This is a genomic window from Ruegeria sp. BG5, from assembly GCF_056538425.1.
Genome location: NZ_JBQFTC010000001.1, coordinates 1,140,122 through 1,159,133, shown reverse-complemented (window position 1 = coordinate 1,159,133; position 19,012 = coordinate 1,140,122). Strand labels below are relative to the sequence as shown.

Genomic DNA, 19,012 nt, shown 5'->3' with positions numbered 1-19,012 from the left:
TCGCATCCCTGCATTTTTCGGCTTGCGGGGGTCGGGGTGAAACCGTAAAAGGCCCTCCACAAGCCAGCGTGGCCCGTTCGTCTATCGGTTAGGACGCCAGGTTTTCAACCTGGAAAGAGGGGTTCGATTCCCCTACGGGCTGCCATTTTTGCTTGTGCGCCAATACCCAGTGGCCCGTTCGTCTATCGGTTAGGACGCCAGGTTTTCAACCTGGAAAGAGGGGTTCGATTCCCCTACGGGCTGCCATTTCCTTCCTATATCGCGAACGAAAACGGCTGCGATGGCTCAGGCAGACGCGATTTGCATGTCTATGCCCCATTCTGCGATCTGATCGGCCAGCGCTCCGTCCGGGGCTTTGTCCGTTACCAATATGTGAATCCGGCGCGGATCCGGGCCCACATAGGGTGCCGATACGTCGTATTTGTAATGCGCTGCCGCCATCACAACCTGATCCGCATTCTGCACCACGACGGATGCAAGATCCGCCTCGCCAAGACTTTGATACAAAAACCCTTTGCTGTCCGAAATCGCGTCGGTGCTGAGGATCGCAAGGTCAAAGGCATAACGCTGCAGCTGCCGGTGCGCCACGTGGCCGAATGTTCCCCGTTCGTCGCTTTGCATCTCGCCCCCCAACAAATGCACCCGGTTGCCATTGACGCCCACCAGGGTCAGCCCCACCACGATTGAGTTTGTCACGATGGTCAGGTTCTCGGCATGGCGCAGTTCCTCTGCCACAAAAGCGGTCGTCGATCCGACGTCCAGAAAGATGGTCATCCGGTCCCTGACCATCCGCGCGACATGCTGCGCTATGAGGCGTTTTTCGTCAGCATGTTGCGAAATACGGCGGAAAAATCCGGGATCGCCCTGTGCCCCCGCCAGATAAACACCGCCATGAACGCGTTCGACTGTGCCGGCGCTGGACAAGGCTTTGATCGTACGACGCACCGTCTCTTCGGAGACATTCAACATCGTGGCCAGTTCCGAGTTCCGGGCCGTCCCGCCAAGACGTTTCAGGGCGTCCAGCAGTTCAAGCTCGCGATGGGTATTGAGGACGGGCTTTTTCAAGGTCGGCTCCGAAAAATCAAACTGGCGTACAAACTACGAAGCCGAGCCGGCAAATCCAGCAGATTTACAATTCGCACTGCGATCTCTGGCAGGGTTGGTTATTCGGGCAACAGCGCGGATCGGTACTATGAGGGGGCCATTGCCTTGGCATTGGGGGCGAATCGCGATTCTGGCTGCGCCGTAGGGCTGCGAGCGTGTAATTGGCCCCTAAAAACAGTGTCCGCCAAATGAGCCAAAAACAGCCGCATATAAGGTGTATCGCCGTCGGTCTTCGGAACAGAATTTCAGAGCATATGGGTTCAGGGCATCGATTATTCTCACGCGAACGCGTCACGTATCCCAAGGTTGATTGCGCTTTTTAAATATTACTTTACAATTACTTAGATACAAGATGCGAACCAAGAAACGGCGCGGGGTTCGCATCCGAATTCCTCTCCGATCCTCATTTACTAAAAATTTAGTTTGACACATATGCAAAAAATCGCTGATGCTGAGCGCCATCCGGTTAGCGCCGGACAACCATAATCTTTGGGAGGAGACAGATGCGGAGACATCTACTTTCCGCAGTGGCGGCGGCTGCCGTCATTGCGGGGCACGGTCCCGTTTGGGCCGACGAAGCCGCAGCACAGCGTTGGATCGATGATGAGTTCCAGCCGTCCAGCTTGTCGAAAGACGAACAGATGGCGGAAATGCAGTGGTTCATCAAAGCTGCCGAACCCTATACCGGAATGGAACTGAACGTTCTGTCGGAAAGCATCCCCACGCATTCCTATGAATCCGAGGTTCTGGCCAAAGCGTTCGAGGAAATCACCGGTATCAAGGTCAATCATCAGATACTTGGTGAGGGCGAAGTGGTTCAGGCCGTTCAAACCCAGATGCAGACCGGCCGAAACCTGTATGACGGCTATGTCAATGACAGCGACCTGATCGGCACCCACTCGCGCCTGCAACTGGCTTATAACCTCACCGAACAGATGGGCGGCGACTGGGCGGCGACAACCTCACCGACGCTGGATCTGGATGACTTCATGGGCATTCAGTTCACCACTGGCCCGGATGGCAACCTGTATCAGCTGCCGGATCAGCAGTTTGCGAACCTCTACTGGTTCCGCAAGGACTGGTTCGATGACGAAGCCAACAAAGCCGCGTTCAAAGAGAAATACGGCTATGATCTGGGCGTTCCGGTCAACTGGTCGGCCTATGAGGACATCGCCGAATTCTTCACCAATGACGTCAAGGAAGTCGACGGTGTGGCGATCTATGGCCATATGGACTACGGCAAACGCGCGCCTGACTTGGGCTGGCGTATGACCGACGCATGGCTGTCGATGGCCGGTGCCGGTGACGTGGGCGAGCCGAACGGTGTTCCGGTCGATGAATGGGGCATCCGCATGGAAGCGGGCACCTGCAATCCGGTTGGCGCTTCGGTGTCGCGCGGTGGTGCTGCAAACGGTCCGGCTGCGGTCTATGCGATCCGCAAATGGGATGAATGGCTGCGGGCTTACGCCCCTCCGGGTGCGGCGTCCTATGACTTCTACCAGTCGCTGCCCGCGCTTAGCCAAGGCAACGTGGCCCAGCAGATCTTCTGGTACACCGCCTTTACCGCCGACATGGTCAAGCCGAAGTCCGAAGGCAACAATACTGTCGACGACGAAGGCACGCCGCTATGGCGGATGGCGCCCAGCCCGCATGGCCCCTATTGGGAAGAAGGCCAGAAGGTTGGCTATCAGGACGTGGGGTCGTGGACCTTCCTGAAATCGACCCCTTCGGATCGTGCTCAGGCGGCCTGGCTGTACGCTCAGTTCGTGACGTCGAAAACTGTCGATGTGAAGAAATCCCACGTGGGTCTGACCTTCGCACGCGACAGCTCGGTCAATCACGAGTCGTTCACCGAACGCGCGCCCAAGCTGGGTGGTCTGGTCGAGTTCTACCGCTCGCCTGACCGTGTGGCCTGGTCGCCGACCGGCATCAACGTGCCGGATTATCCGAAGCTGGCCCAGATCTGGTGGCAGCAGATCGGTGACGTGAACTCGGGCGCGTTCACTCCGCAAGAGGCGATGGATCGTCTGGCCGAAGAGATGGACATCACCATGTCCCGGATGCAGGCGGCGGACGAAGCAGCCAATGTCTACGGCGGCTGTGGCCCCCGCCTGAACGAGCCGCAGGATCCGTCCTTCTGGCTGGAAAAGGCCGGTTCGCCCAAGGCGAAGCTGGACAACGAAAAGCCGCAGGGTCAGACCGTCAACTATGACGAACTGGTTCAGCGCTGGCAGTCCCAGTAAACGCAACATCGTAGGCCGGGCTTCAGCCCGGCCTACCCCAAATACCCCACGAGTTTCCCCGATGATCGAACTACAGGACGCGACCAAACGGGTCGGCAACGTCATCCATATCAAGCCTACAAACCTGACGCTGCAAACCGGCCATTTCAATGTGCTGCTGGGCGCGACCGGCTCGGGAAAGACCTCGCTTATCAAGATGATGGCCGGGCTGGACCCGATCGCCTCGGGCAAGGTTTTGATGGATGGGCAGGATGTGACCCGGCTGAACACGCAGAAGCGGCAGATCAGTCTGGTGCACCAGTTTTTCGTCAACTACCCGCATATGAGCGTGTTCGACAACATCGCCTCGCCCCTGCGCGTGGCGGGCATGGCAAAGTCCGAGATCGAGGGCCGCGTCGAAGAGGCTGCCGACCTGCTGCAACTGCGTCCCATGCTGCACCGCCGCCCGCATGAGCTGTCGGGCGGGCAACAGCAACGTACTGCGCTGGCGCGGGCGATTGCCAAGGAAAGCCGCGCTGTTTTTCTGGACGAGCCGCTGGCCAATCTCGACTACAAGCTGCGCGAAGAACTGCGTGAGCAACTGCCCGACCTGTTTGCAGGACGCGGCGCAGTGGTGGTCTATGCCACATCGGAACCCGAAGAGGCCCTGCTGTTGGGTGGTCACACCGCCCTGATGGAAGATGGCTGCGTGACACAGTTCGGCCCCACCGCCGACATTTACCGCAACCCAGAAAACATCGCCGCTGCGCGCGTCTTTTCGGATCCGCCAATCAATGTGGGTCGGGTCAAAGTGACAGGCGCGATGGCGCAATTGGAAGGCGGCGGACGCTGGAATGTCTCGGGCATGGCAGATGGCGACTACTCCGTCGCCGTACGCCCGCATCGCGTAACTCCGTTCCGAACGTCGGAAGCGGATGTTGAACTGACGGGCCGGGTGATCGTGACTGAACTGTCGGGCTCAGATTCCAGCGCACATTTCCAGCATGGCGAGGATGCATGGGTCTCTCTGGCCGCAGGGGTACATCCCTACCGGGTGGGTGAGGACCACAGTTTCTACATGAACCCGGCCCATTGCCGGTATTTCGGCCAAGACGGCCAAAGGGTCGCGTGACATGGCTCAGATCAAGCTTTCAAACCTGCGGCACAGCTATATGCCCTCACCCAAAGGCCCTGAGGACTATGCGCTGAAGGAAATCGACGTAACCTGGCGCGACGGCGGCGCATATGCGCTGCTTGGCCCGTCGGGCTGCGGCAAGTCCACGTTGCTGAACATCATCTCGGGCCTGCTGACACCGTCTGAGGGGCAGATTCTGTTCGATGGTCAGGACGTCACCGCCCTGCCCCCCGATCAGCGTAACATCGCACAGGTGTTCCAGTTCCCGGTGATCTACGACACGATGACAGTGGGCGAAAACCTTGCTTTCCCGTTGAAAAACCGGGGTGTTGACCCGGCGACCATCAAACGCCGCGTCGATGAGATCGCCGAGATGCTGGACGTCACGGATATGCTAAACACCCGCGCCTCGGGCCTCAGCCCTGACAACAAACAGAAGATCTCGATGGGTCGCGGGCTGGTCCGCGACGACGTGAACGCGGTGATGTTCGATGAACCGTTGACCGTGATCGACCCGCATCTGAAATGGAAGCTGCGGTCCAAACTGAAAGAACTGCACCAGCGCGTGCAGGCCACGATGATCTACGTGACCCACGACCAGACCGAGGCGCTGACCTTCGCTGATGAAGTCGTGGTGATGCAAGACGGCGAGGTGGTGCAGATCGGCACACCGGTTGAACTGTTCGAGCGCCCTCAGCACACCTTCGTCGGCCACTTCATCGGCTCACCCGGCATGAACGTGCTGCCCTGCGAGGCCAAGGGCGATCGGGCCGTGTTCGAGGGCCACGAGGTCATGCTGGAAGGCCCGACCCATGGCGACGGAGGCCGCACCGATCTGGGCATCCGCCCTGAATATGTGGGCTTTGGCGATACCGGTATCCCGGCGCATGTGACCAAAGTTTCCGACATTGGCCGCCACTACGTCGTCAGCGCGATGGTCGGCAACACCGCCCTCAAAGCTGTCACGGAACATGAGGTTCCCGAACCGGGATCACAGGTTTTTCTGCAATTCAAACCCGAACAATCCCGCGTCTACCGCGACGGCTGGATCGCAACTCAGGAGCGGGCACAATGAGAACGGAAAACCAAAAGGCATGGTTCTTTGTCCTGCCGGTTCTGGCGCTGGTTGCTTTCAACGCGCTGGTGCCGATGATGACAGTGGTCAACTACTCGGTGCAGGAAACCTTCGGCAACAACCAGTTCTTCTGGGAAGGGCTTGGCTGGTTCGAACAGATCCTGCGGTCCGACCGGTTTCAGGCCGCGCTGGGGCGACAGTTCCTGTTCACCTTCCTGATCCTGCTGATCGAGGTGCCGCTGGGCATCATCGTCGCCCTTTCGATGCCCCGCAAAGGCTTCTGGGTGCCGGTCTGTCTGGTGCTGATGGCCCTGCCGATGCTGATCCCGTGGAACGTCGTGGGCTCGATGTGGAACATCTTCACGCTGCCCAAGATCGGGTTGTTGGGGTATTTCCTGAATGACGTTCTGGGCATCAACTATGACATGACGCAACAGCCGATCTCGGCCTGGATTACCGTCATCGTCATGGATGTCTGGCACTGGACGTCGCTGGTCGTGCTGCTGTGCTATGCGGGATTGGTCTCGATCCCGGATGCCTATTATCAAGCCGCCAAGATCGACGGGGCCAGCCCATGGTCGGTGTTCCGCTATATTCAGTTGCCCAAGATGAAAACCGTCCTGACCATCGCCGTCCTGCTGCGGTTCATGGACAGTTTCAACATCTATACCGAGCCCTTCGTTCTGACCGGCGGCGGCCCCGGAAACTCGACCACCTTGCTGTCGATCGACCTTGTGAAAATCGCGCTGGGACAGTTCGACCTTGGCCCTGCGGCGGCGATGAGCCTGATCTATTTCGCCATCACGCTGCTGGTGAGTTGGGTCTTCTACACTCTGATGACAAAGGATGACGCGCAATGAAGAAGCGGTCCCTTATCCCGATCCTCTATATCGCGTTCCTGATGCTGCCGATCTATTGGCTGGTGGCGATGTCCTTCAAAACGACAAACGAGATCCTGTCGGGCTTTTCCCTGTTTCCCCAGACCTTTACGCTGGAGAACTATATCACCATCTTCACCGATCCGACATGGTACTGGGGCTACATCAACTCGATCATCTACGTGACGATCAATACGGTGTTGTCGGTCTGTGTGGCCCTGCCTGCGGCCTATGCGTTCTCGCGCTATCGGTTCCTGGGCGACAAGCAGTTGTTCTTCTGGCTGCTGACCAACCGGATGGCCCCGGCGGCGGTTTTCGCGCTGCCCTTCTTCCAGCTTTATTCGTCGATCCACCTGTTCGACACCTATCTGGCTGTGGCGCTGGCACATACGCTGTTCAACGTGCCGCTGGCGGTGTGGATTTTGGAAGGCTTCATGCGCGGCATCCCCAAGGAACTGGATGAAACGGCTTATGTCGACGGCTATTCCTTCCCGCGCTTCTTCGTGACGATCTTCCTGCCCAATATCAAAGCGGGCGTCGGCGTCGCTGCCTTCTTCTGCTTCATGTTCTCATGGGTCGAGATGCTGCTGGCCAAAACCCTGACGGCGGTCGAGGCCAAACCCATCGCTGCCGTGATGACCCGCACCGCCTCCAGCGCGGGGTATGAGTTAGGTCTGCTGGCCGCCGCCGGAACCCTGACCATCATCCCCGGCGCCATCGTCATCTGGTTTGTCCGCAACTACATCGCGCGCGGTTTCGCGATGGGACGTGTGTGAGGTTCGATATGCGTAAACTTCTTCTCACCCTGCCCTTTTTGCCCACCATGGCATTCGCCCAGCAATCCGGATGGGGCAGCGTCGGCCAGCAAGAGGAAAAAGGCTTCTCGTGGACCGATCCCCTGTGGCCCGATTTCTGGATGGCCTGGACCCCGGCGACCTTGGCCCTGTTTGTCGGCATCTTCTCGGCCATCGCCCTGATCGGTATTCTGGAAGGCTTCAAATACCGCGACGGGGTCGAGCGGCGCGGGGTTTTGGGCCTGACGACCACACTGGGCGACCGGCTGTTCATCACGCTTCTCGGCTCGGCCTATATCTTCCTCGCCTGGCTTGGGCTGGTCGGCCAACCGGTCTGGACCCCGCTTTTCCTGTCCATCGGCTGGGGCATCTTCGTCTTCTGGAAAGTTTAGACTTTGCGAAACGGCGAAAGGATGCTTGTCTGACAGGCAGACCAATCATGACGACACCGAGATCGATGCGTAAGAAAAAGACAACAAATCTGCTGACCGAAGTTGAACTGGAGTTCATGAACGAGCTTTGGGCGCTTGGTCACGGCTCGGTGCGGGATGTATTGGACCGCCTGCCCCCGGAACGGAATCTGGCCTATACATCAGGGGCCACGATCCTGCGTATTCTCGACGAAAAGGGATTTGTCGAAAGCCGCAAGGACGGCAAGACCCTGATCTACAGACCGCTTCTGGACAAGGACAGGTATCAGGCACGCTCACTTCAGAACCTGTCGCGGACGTTGTTTGACAACACGCCCGCCTCACTGGTCGCCCGGCTGGTCGACGATGAAGGTCTGAGCGAAACCGATCTGGAGGAAATTCGAGCACTGGTAGAGAGGAGACTGCAAAATGACCGCGGTTAAACCGGTACTCGACGCATTTCTGGAAATGAACATCGTGCTGGGCCTGTCGGCCCTTATCTGGCTGATCGCCCGCGCGGCTCTGGCCCGCACGTCACTGCGCACCGGGTTTATCTCGCAGCTGCACGCGTTCAAGGCGCTGTGTATTTGCGTTCTGGTCAGCCCGATCCTTGCGCTTGGCGTTTCGGCACTGTCCAGTCTGGCATGGCCTGATCGGGGGTTTGCCCTTGGCGATATCGCGGTGGCCGCCTATCTGCGCGGCGACATTGCGATGCCTGCAACCCAGTTCGAAGCGTTGCTGAACACGCGCGAGCGTTGGGTCGATCTGGTGCTGTCCGGTCAATCCTCTGCCGTTACCGTGCTGTTGACCCTGCTGGCATGCGTCGCTGCCCTGCTGGCTTTACGTGTCACACGCGACGCGCTTGCGATCCGCGACACGGTCACGTCCAGCTTTCTCTGGCGGCGATCCAACAAGGTCGATATCCGCCTGTCCGACCGTATCACCGTTCCTTTCGCCGTCCGCGGTCTGCGCCGCCGCCACGTGGTCTTGCCCAGTCACCTTCTGGATACCCCGCGCGAGCTGCGATTTGCACTGGCGCATGAGTTTCAGCACATCCGCGCAGGCGACGTCGAGTGGGAGTTGGGGTTCGAACTTCTGCGCCCCCTGCTGTTCTGGAACCCGGCTTATCTGATCCTGAAATACCAGTTCGACCGGTTGCGCGAACTGGCCTGCGACCAGTCGGTTGTCGCGCGCAAGCGGATTGATACAAGGGACTACACGACGTGTTTGCTGGATTACTGCGCACGTTCGGTCGCCAAAGGCAGCCCCCGTGTGTTGCATGTCGCAATGGTCACAAGCGGAAACGCCAAGCGCGTGCTGCGACAGCGGGTCATCGCGTTGACCGACACTCCGACCGTTTCCGCGCCCTTGCCGGTGGCCTTTCTGGGACTGACGCTGATCTTCGCGGCCTTGCTGGCCTTGGGATCCGCTTCGATCCAACAGACCGGAGACTGGAGCCATGATCGCATCATGCTGTCAACGGTCGTGAATTTGGAGCGGCTGGAAGCCCGCAATCAGGGCAACTGACGCCGTTACCACCCTCGCCGCCCGAATAGAGAGTGAAGGCGGTTTTGATCCGCAAAAGGCTCAATCGCTTGCGATCTTTGCAGGCCCGAGACAACGCGCATCACCATCACCCAACTGATGACGGCGAAAATGACGCCGCCAAACGCTTGACCCAGCAGAACTCCGGGCGCGCCTGCAAGGTATGAGCCCAAGGTCGCAAACACCCAGGTTCCAACCGTGTGGCGGCCCCAGTTGATCCATGTGGAATAGACCGGGTGGCCCAGATTGTTGAAGCTGGCATTGGCAACAAAGATCACCCCGTTGAAGAACGACGCCAGGGCCAGCGGCCCGCAGAACAGGTAGATCAGCACGCGGGTCTCGCCCTGCGCCACAAACAGATCCGCAATGGGGGCACGTAGCAGAAACAGGATTGCGGCCATGCCAAGGACATAAATCGCCGTGAATTTGATCCCTGCCAGATAGGCCGCGCGAACCCGGTCGAACTTCTCGGCCCCGAAATTCTGGCCGATAATGGGCCCGATCGCGCCAGAAAGCGCGAAGATCACCGAAAACGCCACCGGCAACAACCGCCCGATCACCGCCATACCCGCGACCGCATCTGTCCCGTAATGAGCAATCTCACGCACGACAATCGCGTTGCCAATCGGCGTTGCCACATTGGTCAGAACAGCGGGGATCGCGATGGCACGCACAGGCCGAAGGTCGCGCCCGACCTGTTTCAACGAGGGGCGCGCAAAGCCCTGATGCACGCGCAATGCGGGCCACAACGCCGCCGCCAACATGCACACCCGCGCCACGACCGAGGCAATGGCCGCGCCGTCCAGCCCCAGCCCAACCCCAAAGATCAGGATCGGATCGAGCACCGCGTTGACAAGCCCGCCATAGATCGTGGCCATCATCGACCGTCTGGCGTCCCCGTGCGCGCGCAGAACGGCCATCGCCGCCATGGCAATCGACATAACCCACATGGTAGGCAGAATGATCGAGACATAGCGGGTCGCCAGCCGCAAAACCTCGCCTTCCGCGCCAAGCAATGACAGCAAAAAGCTGATATTTAACAATACCAAACCTGAGGTAATTGAACCGACAATCAGGCCCAGTGTCGCAACGCTGGACGCGTAGTGCCGTGCTTGTTCGGGCCTGCCTGCCCCAAGCTCGCGCGCGACAAGCGCCCCGGCCGCGATAGACAAGCCGATATTGATCGCGTTGGTGAAAAACAGCAGCGTCCCGGCATATCCGACGGCTGCGGCCAATGCGTCATTGCCCAGCATCGAGATAAAAACCATATCGACGAAATCGACGGCAAAAATCGCCATCAAACCAATGCTGGTTGTCAGTGACATCCGTGTCACATGCCGCATCAGGCTTCCGTTCAGAAACACCGCCTCACGCGGGGAAGTATCGGCCAAGGTTCTGTCCCATTATTGTGGTTTTGCAATCGTGTTCCGAAACGGTCCCAATGTGAAATACCTTATCCAAACTGAAACCGCTGTGTGAGGTTTTTGCGCCAAAAAGGTCTGATCACATGGGGACTGGCGCACCTGTTTCAGTTCCTTTCAAAACTCTGGCCACCTCACCCAGTTTTGATCGCCTGCGCCCTCAAATTGCCTCAAAGGCGCACTAGCTCAGCCGCAGGTTGGTGCCGTTAAGGGAACGCCAACCTCCCTGGCTTAATCAATGAATTGAAACAGGGCGGTTTGTTAGGGGATGAGGTTTGGGTTAGGTCATGGCGAACTACTCGTATATCGGCTACGCGCCGGACGTTATTTCAGTGAACTTTGTCGGGCAGGATACGATCACACTGGCGGCCAGCTACAGCCCCGGCACGGATCGCAGGGTCTTTGATGTTCAGGACGACGCAGGCGGCACCATTCTGAACGGCGCGAATCCTTTGCCGGATGACGGCACCATCTTCAACGGGGACCGCTTCAATAACGAAAACGGAGATGACGCAACACAGACCGGTGTTGTGACCAGTCTGGACGGTTCGACCACTTTTGGCAGCGGTGACATCTATCTTGAGGAATCCTATATCCTGACGGTACCCGGTGGCGGCAACATCACGGTTTATGCCGTTGAAATCGAAGGCACGCTGGTTGGCTACATCACGTCCGAACCGTTGGATCCGGGGGTCACTTATGACATCCAGGTGGTCAATGTCACGCCGACCAACGCGCCTGACACGTCAGACCCAACCGCGATCATCGACGTGCCCTGTTTTGTCGCTGGCACCCTGATCACGACTCCTGCGGGGCCAAAACCGATTGAATCTCTGTCCGCCGGTGATCTGGTCTGCACTGCCGATCACGGTGATCAGCCCATCCGCTGGATTGGCGCGTGCCAGTTGGATCAGGCGGCTTTGGCCGCCAAACCCAAGCTAAGGCCGATACGGATTGAAGCTGGCGCTTTAGGCAGCGGTTTGCCCTGTCGCGATCTGCTTGTATCGCCGCAGCACCGGATGCTTGTCCGCTCCCCCATCGCCACGCGGATGTTCGACGCGGCCGAGGTGTTGGTGCCTGCGCATATGCTGACCGAACTGCCGGGCATTGATTGCGAAGACACCGCAAGGAAGGTCACCTATTACCACATGCTGTTTGACCGGCATGAGGTCGTCTTTGCCGAAGGTGCACCGTCGGAAAGCCTGTTCACCGGTCCGCAAGCCATGCGCAGCCTGCCGTCCGCCGCCCGCGCCGAAATCTTAGAGTTGTTCCCGTTCCTACGGATGCCGGGCTACGTGGCACACTCTGCGCGGCGCATCCCCTCAAAAGGGCGACAGGTCCGCAACATGGTGCAACGGCACCTCAAAAACCACCGGTCCTTGGTCTGATACATGGTGCCCTACTCGGTTGATCGCGCGACCCGTGTCGCCCCGATCTGAGCCATGGCGATGCTCATCTCATCGCTCAGCACCTGCCAAAGCTGGTTCAGACCCGCCTCGCCCCCGGCAGCTATGGCGAATTGCAGAATGCGCCCGAAGAAGGTGAAATCAGCGCCGTTCCGGATTGCCTTCAGCGCATCTTCGCCGGATCGCAGCCCGCTGTCGTAGAACAACGGGTAGTCTTCGCCGACCGCCGCGCGGATGTCGGGCAGAACCGAGAACGGGGCCGGTGCGCTTTCCAATTGCCTGGCCCCATGGCTTGAGACCTGAATTGCGTCCACACCGGCTATTTTCAAAGCAACTGCATCCTCGGCATCCAGAACGCCTTTGACGACCAGATGCCCCGGCCATTGATCCCTGAGCCTTGCCAGAGTGTCCCAATCGGCTTTGGCGCGGCTTTCGGTTCGGTCGAAGGTGTAGCCCTCCATCAGGAAATTCGCCATCTGAGGCTTGCCACTTGCGAGGGTCGACAGAGACCAGCGCGGATGCAGGGCAAAGTCCAGAAACTGACGCGGGCCCAGCCGGAACGGCATACGGAACCCATGCCGCAATTCGCGCGGTCTGCGCCCGACCTCGGGCACGTCAACGGTCAGGACCAGTGTCTCGTACCCAGCAGCCTTGGCCCGATCCACCAGCTTGGCGGTCCCCGATCCATCGCCGCTAAAATAGAGCTGAAACCAGGCGTTGCCTTCGGACACGTCCAGCATCTCTTCCATGGGCGTTGAGGCCACAGTCGAGACCCCCAAAGGCACCGAATAACGCGCAGACAGCCGCGCCAGCATCAGGTCGCCCCCCGGACCGGACAGGTTACACATGCCCATGGGCGCAATGCCAAAGGGACGTTGCGCGGGTTTGCCGAAAACCGAGCTTTCGAGCGAACGGTCACTCACATCCCGCAGGATGCGCGGGCGCAGGGTCATCGCATCCATTGCGGCGCGGTTGCGCGCAGCCCCGACTTCGGACCCCGCTGCACCGTCGATATAGTCGAACACCATCCACGGCAAACGCCGCCGCGCAAGGCGGCGGGCGTCTTCGGCGCAGTGAATGGCGCTTGCGCCCATCAGGCCTGAACGGCCTTCATAAAGCGGTCGCGGATCACCACCGGATCCATGGTGATAACCGGCATCTTGGCATTGCCGCTTTCACACTTGGCGACGATGATGGTCATCTGCTTGGCATCCAGCGCCTCTTGCAGCACGCGGCCCGTGTCTTCGGCGGTGCATTCGATCACACGTTCGCACCCGGCGGCCTGCGCCATTTTCGTCAACGAGGTCTTCTGGCCTGCGTAAGTCGGCTGATCCCCGGTCGACCCGTACGAGCCATTGTCGACAATCAGCAGGATGTAGTTATCGGCCACGTTGTTCGCGATGGTCGGCAACGTGCCCAGATTGGTCAGGATCGAGCCATCCCCATCGATCACAATCACCGGTTTCGGTTGCGACAGCGCAAGCCCCAAACCGATGGACGAGGCCAGCCCCATCGTACCCAGCATATAAAAGTTGGTCGGCTGATCGTCGATAGCGTGCAGTTCCTGGCTGGGGATGCCGATATTGCAGACCACCAGTTGGTCACGCAGGATCGGGGCGATTTCTTTCAGAATCTCGGAACGGATCATTGGTCGCCATAGCCTCCCCAGAAATTGGCATCGGTCAGGATGGCGACCGGCTTGTTGCACATGAAGGTGTATTTCAGGATCATGTCGAGCTCTTCGACATCCGATTGTTTGTGGAAATGGTAGGTCGGGATATTCATCTGCGCCAACAACGCTTTGGTATGCACAGCCATCTCGACCTGGCAGGCCACGGGTTCGCGCAGCTCTCCGCGATACGAGATCAGCATGGGCAGCGGCATCCGGTAATACTGGATCAGCGTCGCCAGCGTGTTGATCGTCACGCCGATGGCGGTGTTCTGCATGATGATGGCCGGACGTTTGCCGCCCATCCAGGCACCGGCGCACAGGCCCATCCCCTCGTCTTCCTTGTTTGACGGGATGTGGAAGATGCCGTCGCGTTGGTCGATCTCTTCTATCACCCCGGCCAGTTGCTTGCAGGGGACGGTGGTCACGAACGAGATATCGTTCGCCACCAGATCGTCAGTGATCTTCTTGTCTATGTTCATGGTCCGGCTTTTGGTCCTGATTGGGGCGCGATAAGCGCGATTGAGGAATTCAGCCCCCGCGATGCACATGCACGGCGCAGGGGGCATGGCGAACGACGCGCGACGCGGTCGATCCCAGGAAATAGTCGCTGAGGTCGGGCTTATGAGAACCGATGACAATGCAATCCACATCGTTGCTGCCGGCATAGTCGATGATTGTCCGCGCGGTGTGGCCCTTCACGATCTCAGCGGTCACGCCGTCCAGCCCTTCGACCTTTTTCAGCAGCTCCAGACGGGCGCGCTGAAATCCTTCGGCGACCGCCGCCTTGTCGAGATATGCGCTGACCGAGCCCTGCGGCATCTCGTAGACATGCAGGGCGACGATCTCGGCCCCCTCTTCGGACAGCGCGCGGGCAACCTCGAGCGTGTGCTGCGAAATGCCGTGATCCAGCGCCATCGGGACAAGAACTTTCTTATACATATCAAACTCCTTTTCAGCCCGGTCTATTGCCACGGGTCCAGGATAATCTTTGGCGCGGCAACCGCGCCAGAGCGCAGATCGCGAAACGCCTGAGCCCCTTCGGACAAGGGTCGCGCTTCGGTCCAGTCCAGCGGGCCAAGACGGCCGTCGAAAATGGCCTGTGCCGTTTGGCGGAAATCTTCGGCGGTGTAGGTGTAGGTTCCGATGAACGTGACCTCTTGCAGGGTCATGCGGCGAATGTCCAAGCCACCCGTATCCTCACCCAAACCGACATGAGCAATAACGCCACCGGGTTCGGCGCAGGCCGAGGCGGTCGCACGGGTCGCTGCAAAGCCGACCGCGTCGATCACGATCGGATAGGTTCCTATGACGCCGTCGACGACGCGCAGGCCAAGCCTCAGCAGAAAGTCGCGCCGCCCCGGATTCGGTTCGGCCAGAGTGACCTCTTCGACGCCCATCGCGGTTAACGCAAGCGCAGCGGCCAGCCCAATTGCGCCGCCGCCCAGCACCAAGGCGCGCTTTTCGCTTGCCGGATGCAGCGCAGCGATAGCCAGCCGAACCGCATGCCAGCTAACCGCCAGAGGTTCGGCCAACGCGGCCTTGCTTAGCGGCACATCCTCGGGCACCTCGACCAGATTGCGGTCTGGCATGGTGACATATTGCGCAAAAGCCCCTTCGCGCGGGGGCATCGAAATGATCTGGCGGTTTGGGCACAGGTTTTCCCGACCCGAGGTGCAGGCCGGACAGACCCCGCAGGTGACCAGAGGGTTGACCGTCACGCGTGCACCGTCACGCGGACCGCCGACAATCACGCCTGCGGCCTCGTGGCCCAGGATCAGCGGCGCGGGCCGTCGCGCGTCATGCCCCAGATAGGCATGCATGTCCGAGCCACAGATACCAACCGCCTCAACCCGGATCAGATGCTCGCCAAATTCCGGCACGGCATCCGGCACCTCACGATGCACAACCTGTTCGACACCATCATAGACAAGCGCTTTCATTTCGCTGTGAACCCCCCGTCCACCATGAGGATTTGCCCGGTAACATAATCCGACGCCTTCGAGCACAGAAACAGGATCGGCCCGTCCATATCCTCCATCCGCCCATTGCGTTGGATGCAAGTCTGTGCGGCGTTTCGCGCGGCGCGCTCCGGGTCGTCGAACACGGCCTGCGTCAGTTCGGTCGGGAAGAACCCCGGCCCGATGGCGTTGGCGGTGATGCCGTGCGGCGACCATGCCTCGGCCATGGCGCGGGTCAACTGCCCGATCCCGGCCTTGGTCGCGCCATAGGCGATGCCACCCGGAAAGGCCCGTGTTGTTTGCAGCGAGGCAAAGTTCACGATCCGGCCCCAGCCTTTTTCCTTCATCGCGGGCACCATGGCCTGGCTGAGGAAAAACGGCGCGCTCAGGTTCAGGGCCAGAGTCGCATCCCATCCCTGCCCCGTCACATCATCCGCCGCCTCGCGCGTGTTCACCCCGGCGGCGTGGACGACAATGTCCGGCGGACCGAAGGGGGAAGAGATTTTGGCGACCAAAACCCCCATATTCCCTCGATCCGCAACATCGCCAGTCACTGCGGCGGCATTTCCCCCGATCTCATCGCACAGCTGAGACAACGCATCGGCCCGCCGCGCAACGCCGACCACCTTGGCCCCGGCCTGCGCCAGCACCAAAGCCACCCGCCGCCCCAGCCCCGAGCTTGCGCCGGTGACGCAGGCCACGCGCCCTGTCAGGTCAAAGAGCGAACGTGGGTCATCCATCTGCGGTCAGGTCGAATTGCTCATCCGGGAAATACTTGGCCAGCCGCACATCGGCGGCGCGGGCGTGGCCTTCCATCCCTTCCAGACGTGAAATGCGGGCGGTTGCGACTGCGATGGGCTTGGACCCTTCGCGCGTTGCCCTCTGCCATGTCACGATCTTCATATACTTATGTACGCTGAGGCCCCCGGTATAGCTGGCCGCGCCCGAGGTGGGCAGAACGTGGTTGGTGCCGGTGGCCTTGTCGCCATAGGACACGGTGGTTTCCTCACCCAGAAACAGCGAACCATAGCAGGTCAACCGGTTCAGCCACCAATCCAGATCCTCGGCCTGAACGGTCAGGTGTTCAGGCGCGTAATCGTCGGAACAGGCGGCCATTTCCTCGCGATCTGCACAGACGATCACCTCAGCATAATCGCGCCACGCGGCGGATGCGTTTTCGCGGTTCAGTTCCGGCAGGTCTTCAATCAGCGCGGGCACAAGCTCCATCACCTTTTGCGCCAACGCCCGATCATCGGTCACCAGCCAGACGGGCGAGTTATAGCCGTGCTCGGCCTGACTGACCAAATCGGTCGCGACCACATGCGCATCAGCGCTGCTATCGGCAAGGATCAGGCTGTCCGTCGGTCCCGCGATCATGTCGATGCCGACCTTGCCATAGAGAATACGCTTTGCCTCGGCCACGAACTGATTGCCCGGCCCCACAAGAATATTCGCGCGCGGCAAGCCGAACAGGCCATAGGTCATCGCGGCCACGCCCTGCACACCGCCCATTGCAAGAATACTGTCGGCCCCGCAGATATGCGCGGCATAGACAATCGCGGGGGCAACACCCTCGCCCGGACGCGGGGGCGAACAGGCCGTGATGTGGCGGCACCCGGCTACCTTGGCCGTGGTCACCGTCATGATCGCGCTGGCGATATGGCTGTAGCGCCCGCCGGGCACATAGCACCCTGCCGCATCCACGGGGATGGCTTTTTGCCCCGCGACAACGCCCGGCACGATCTCGGTCTGCACATCCGACACAGTGGCCTTTTGCGTTTCGGCAAAGCGGCGCACGTTGTCATGGGCAAAGCGGATGTCGGCCTTCAGCTTCTCGGGCACCAGCGCGATGGCGGCGTCGATCTCACCTTGGGTCATCAGAACGTTACCCTCGAACTTGTCGAACTTCGCGGCGTATTCCAGCGCCTTCGCATCGCCACCCACCTCGATATCGGACAGAATGGTCTTGACCGTATCGTGAACCTCGGACGCATGAGATTGCGCCGTCAGGGTTGCCTTTTTCAAATAGTCACGCGGCATATTCAGCAGATCCTATTGGTAGATTGCAGGAAGCAAAGTGGTTGAAACGGCTGGTACATAGGCGATCAGGATCACCACGATCAGCATGGTCAGTACAAAGGGCACAGCACGAGCAGCGATTTTCAGGATCGACTCTCCGGTAATGCCCGAAACAACGAACAGGTTCAGACCCAGCGGCGGGGTGATGAAACCCACGCCAAGCGCAGTGATCATCATGATGCAGAACTGAATCTCGTTCATGCCGATATTGTCTGCCAGAGGTTTCAGGATCGGCGCAAGGATCACGATGTTCGGTGTCGTCTCCATCACGCAGCCTGCGGCGATCAGTATGCCGATCATCAGCAGGATCAGCAGGTAGGGATCGTCGGTCAGGTTGGTCACGGATGTCACAAAGCCCTGCGGCACGCCCATGATCGCCAGCGCCTCGGCCAGCGGGGCCGAGAAGGCGATGATCGGCAGGATCACCCCGTTCACCTTGGCTGAGCTGACCAGCATCGATGGGAAATCAGCCAGCGTCAGCGTGCGTAGGATGAAGCCCATGATAATGGTGACGACAACTGCGGTCGCCCCTGCCTCGGTCGGCGTCAAACGGCCCGAGAAGATTCCGTAGAAGATGATGCCCGGCACGATGAAAGCATACCAGCCGGATTTCAGGGCCTTGCCCAGATTGGCCAGCCACTCACCCATCGTCATCATGCCGCCGCCCTCATAGGCATAGAGACGGTTCATGATGATGTTGGTGATGAGGATCGAGACCAGAATGGCCAGACCGGGGATAAGTGCGGCCAAAAACAGGGTCGAGGCGGATATGCCCAGCACAAGCCCGATGATGATATAGGCGATCGACGGCGGGATCAGGATGCCGGTACAGGCCCCCGCCGCAACCAGTGCACAGGCATAGGGGCGCGGGTAGCCGCTTTCGACCAGACGGTTGATCGTCATCCGGCCCACGGCGGCAGCACCCGCTGCGTCCGAGCCCGAGATCGCCGCGAACATGCCGCAGACCAGCACGGTGGCCGAGCCGAAGCCGCCCTTGGCGAAACAGGTCAGCGCCTCGGCCACGTCAAGAAACTTGCGCGACAACCCGGTGCGGACCAGCACGTCGCCGGTCAGAATGAACAGCGGCACGGCGGTCAGGGCGAAGGCGTCGATGCCGGTGAACAGGCTTTCGCCCACAAGGCTCAGCGGCAGGTCGCCGGACATGACCAGCATGACGATCGCGGCGGTGCCAATGGCGGCCCAAACGGGCACGGCCATGGCGATCAGGCCAACGAACAGAATGACGGGCAGGTAAAAATCCCAGCCAAGTTCAACGGTTTGATTGAGGGAATTCCAAAGCATTGCGGGTCTCC

General features: G+C 59.9%; 19 protein-coding genes and 2 tRNA genes. 11 read left to right on the top strand and 10 right to left on the bottom strand.

Annotated features, from left to right (window positions below; genetic code table 11):
- Positions 1-70: 70 nt before the first annotated feature.
- Both ACR0KX_RS05260 and ACR0KX_RS05255 read left to right on the top strand, forming a co-directional pair.
- A tRNA-Glu gene (locus tag ACR0KX_RS05260) sits at positions 71-145 on the top strand.
- Between the two features lie 26 nt (positions 146-171).
- Positions 172-246: transfer RNA gene (locus ACR0KX_RS05255), tRNA-Glu, on the top strand.
- Positions 247-285: 39 nt separating this feature from the next.
- Here ACR0KX_RS05255 and ACR0KX_RS05250 read toward each other — a convergent pair.
- Positions 286-1,065, bottom strand: coding sequence for a DeoR/GlpR family DNA-binding transcription regulator (locus ACR0KX_RS05250; RefSeq protein WP_480581738.1), 780 nt, complete (start codon positions 1,063-1,065; stop codon positions 286-288).
- 542 nt (positions 1,066-1,607) lie between these two features.
- On the opposite strand from ACR0KX_RS05250, the gene ACR0KX_RS05245 reads away from it, so the two are divergent.
- From ACR0KX_RS05245 to ACR0KX_RS05210, 8 genes are all read left to right on the top strand, one after another.
- Positions 1,608-3,347, top strand: a complete 1,740-nt coding sequence (locus ACR0KX_RS05245) for an ABC transporter substrate-binding protein (protein ID WP_170621561.1) — start codon at positions 1,608-1,610, stop codon at positions 3,345-3,347.
- Between the two features lie 61 nt (positions 3,348-3,408).
- Entirely contained in the window at positions 3,409-4,458 is a 1,050-nt protein-coding gene (locus ACR0KX_RS05240) for an ABC transporter ATP-binding protein (protein ID WP_170451617.1), read from the top strand.
- A gap of 1 nt (position 4,459) precedes the next feature.
- Entirely contained in the window at positions 4,460-5,536 is a 1,077-nt protein-coding gene (locus tag ACR0KX_RS05235) for an ABC transporter ATP-binding protein (protein ID WP_170451619.1), read from the top strand.
- Entirely contained in the window at positions 5,533-6,396 is an 864-nt protein-coding gene (locus ACR0KX_RS05230; protein ID WP_058280832.1) for a carbohydrate ABC transporter permease, read from the top strand. The genes ACR0KX_RS05235 and ACR0KX_RS05230 overlap by 4 nt, the downstream gene beginning before the upstream one ends.
- The gene (locus ACR0KX_RS05225) at positions 6,393-7,190 is read left to right on the top strand and encodes a carbohydrate ABC transporter permease (RefSeq protein WP_058280831.1); all 798 of its coding nucleotides are present in this window, start codon (positions 6,393-6,395) and stop codon (positions 7,188-7,190) included. The genes ACR0KX_RS05230 and ACR0KX_RS05225 overlap by 4 nt, the downstream gene beginning before the upstream one ends.
- Before the next feature lie 140 nt (positions 7,191-7,330).
- Positions 7,331-7,600, top strand: coding sequence for a DUF2160 domain-containing protein (locus ACR0KX_RS05220; RefSeq protein ID WP_480626265.1), 270 nt, complete (start codon positions 7,331-7,333; stop codon positions 7,598-7,600).
- 65 nt (positions 7,601-7,665) lie between these two features.
- A complete protein-coding gene (locus tag ACR0KX_RS05215) occupies positions 7,666-8,061 on the top strand; it encodes a BlaI/MecI/CopY family transcriptional regulator (protein WP_170451622.1) in 396 nt (131 codons plus the stop codon).
- Positions 8,048-9,145 (top strand): M56 family metallopeptidase, encoded by a 1,098-nt coding sequence (locus tag ACR0KX_RS05210; RefSeq protein WP_170621560.1) that lies wholly within the window; start codon positions 8,048-8,050, stop codon positions 9,143-9,145. The genes ACR0KX_RS05215 and ACR0KX_RS05210 overlap by 14 nt, the downstream gene beginning before the upstream one ends.
- Before the next feature lie 5 nt (positions 9,146-9,150).
- Here ACR0KX_RS05210 and ACR0KX_RS05205 read toward each other — a convergent pair whose 3' ends face one another.
- On the bottom strand, positions 9,151-10,554 hold the full coding sequence (locus tag ACR0KX_RS05205) for an MATE family efflux transporter (protein WP_480708000.1): 1,404 nt from the start codon (positions 10,552-10,554) through the stop codon (positions 9,151-9,153).
- Positions 10,555-10,871: 317 nt separating this feature from the next.
- Between ACR0KX_RS05205 and ACR0KX_RS05200 the strand changes: the two genes are divergently transcribed.
- Entirely contained in the window at positions 10,872-11,972 is a 1,101-nt protein-coding gene (locus tag ACR0KX_RS05200; RefSeq protein WP_170621559.1) for a Hint domain-containing protein, read from the top strand.
- Positions 11,973-11,983: 11 nt separating this feature from the next.
- Here the strand turns inward: ACR0KX_RS05200 and ACR0KX_RS05195 are convergent, their stop codons facing one another.
- From ACR0KX_RS05195 to ACR0KX_RS05160, 8 genes are read right to left on the bottom strand one after another with little or no spacing between them, the layout of a single operon-like run.
- Complete coding sequence (locus tag ACR0KX_RS05195; protein ID WP_170517669.1) at positions 11,984-13,084, bottom strand: alpha-hydroxy acid oxidase; 1,101 nt, start codon at positions 13,082-13,084, stop codon at positions 11,984-11,986.
- On the bottom strand, positions 13,084-13,638 hold the full coding sequence (comE, locus tag ACR0KX_RS05190) for a sulfopyruvate decarboxylase subunit beta (protein ID WP_170517666.1): 555 nt from the start codon (positions 13,636-13,638) through the stop codon (positions 13,084-13,086). Before comE ends, ACR0KX_RS05195 begins: the two co-directional genes overlap by 1 nt.
- Positions 13,635-14,141: a sulfopyruvate decarboxylase subunit alpha gene (gene comD, locus ACR0KX_RS05185; protein WP_170451631.1), complete on the bottom strand. Its 507-nt coding sequence runs from the start codon at positions 14,139-14,141 to the stop codon at positions 13,635-13,637. The genes comE and comD overlap by 4 nt, the downstream gene beginning before the upstream one ends.
- 49 nt (positions 14,142-14,190) lie before the next feature.
- Entirely contained in the window at positions 14,191-14,601 is a 411-nt protein-coding gene (locus ACR0KX_RS05180) for a universal stress protein (RefSeq protein ID WP_170517663.1), read from the bottom strand.
- Positions 14,602-14,624: 23 nt separating this feature from the next.
- Positions 14,625-15,602 (bottom strand): alcohol dehydrogenase catalytic domain-containing protein, encoded by a 978-nt coding sequence (locus tag ACR0KX_RS05175; protein WP_480707997.1) that lies wholly within the window; start codon positions 15,600-15,602, stop codon positions 14,625-14,627.
- On the bottom strand, positions 15,599-16,360 hold the full coding sequence (locus ACR0KX_RS05170; RefSeq protein ID WP_170621557.1) for an SDR family oxidoreductase: 762 nt from the start codon (positions 16,358-16,360) through the stop codon (positions 15,599-15,601). Before ACR0KX_RS05170 ends, ACR0KX_RS05175 begins: the two co-directional genes overlap by 4 nt.
- Positions 16,353-17,660 carry a histidinol dehydrogenase gene (hisD, locus tag ACR0KX_RS05165; protein WP_170621556.1) on the bottom strand — a complete coding sequence of 436 codons (1,308 nt, stop codon included), beginning with the start codon at positions 17,658-17,660 and terminating at the stop codon, positions 16,353-16,355. The genes ACR0KX_RS05170 and hisD overlap by 8 nt, the downstream gene beginning before the upstream one ends.
- A 12-nt stretch (positions 17,661-17,672) precedes the next feature.
- Positions 17,673-19,001, bottom strand: coding sequence for a TRAP transporter large permease (locus ACR0KX_RS05160; protein WP_170451642.1), 1,329 nt, complete (start codon positions 18,999-19,001; stop codon positions 17,673-17,675).
- Positions 19,002-19,012: the final 11 nt, after the last annotated feature.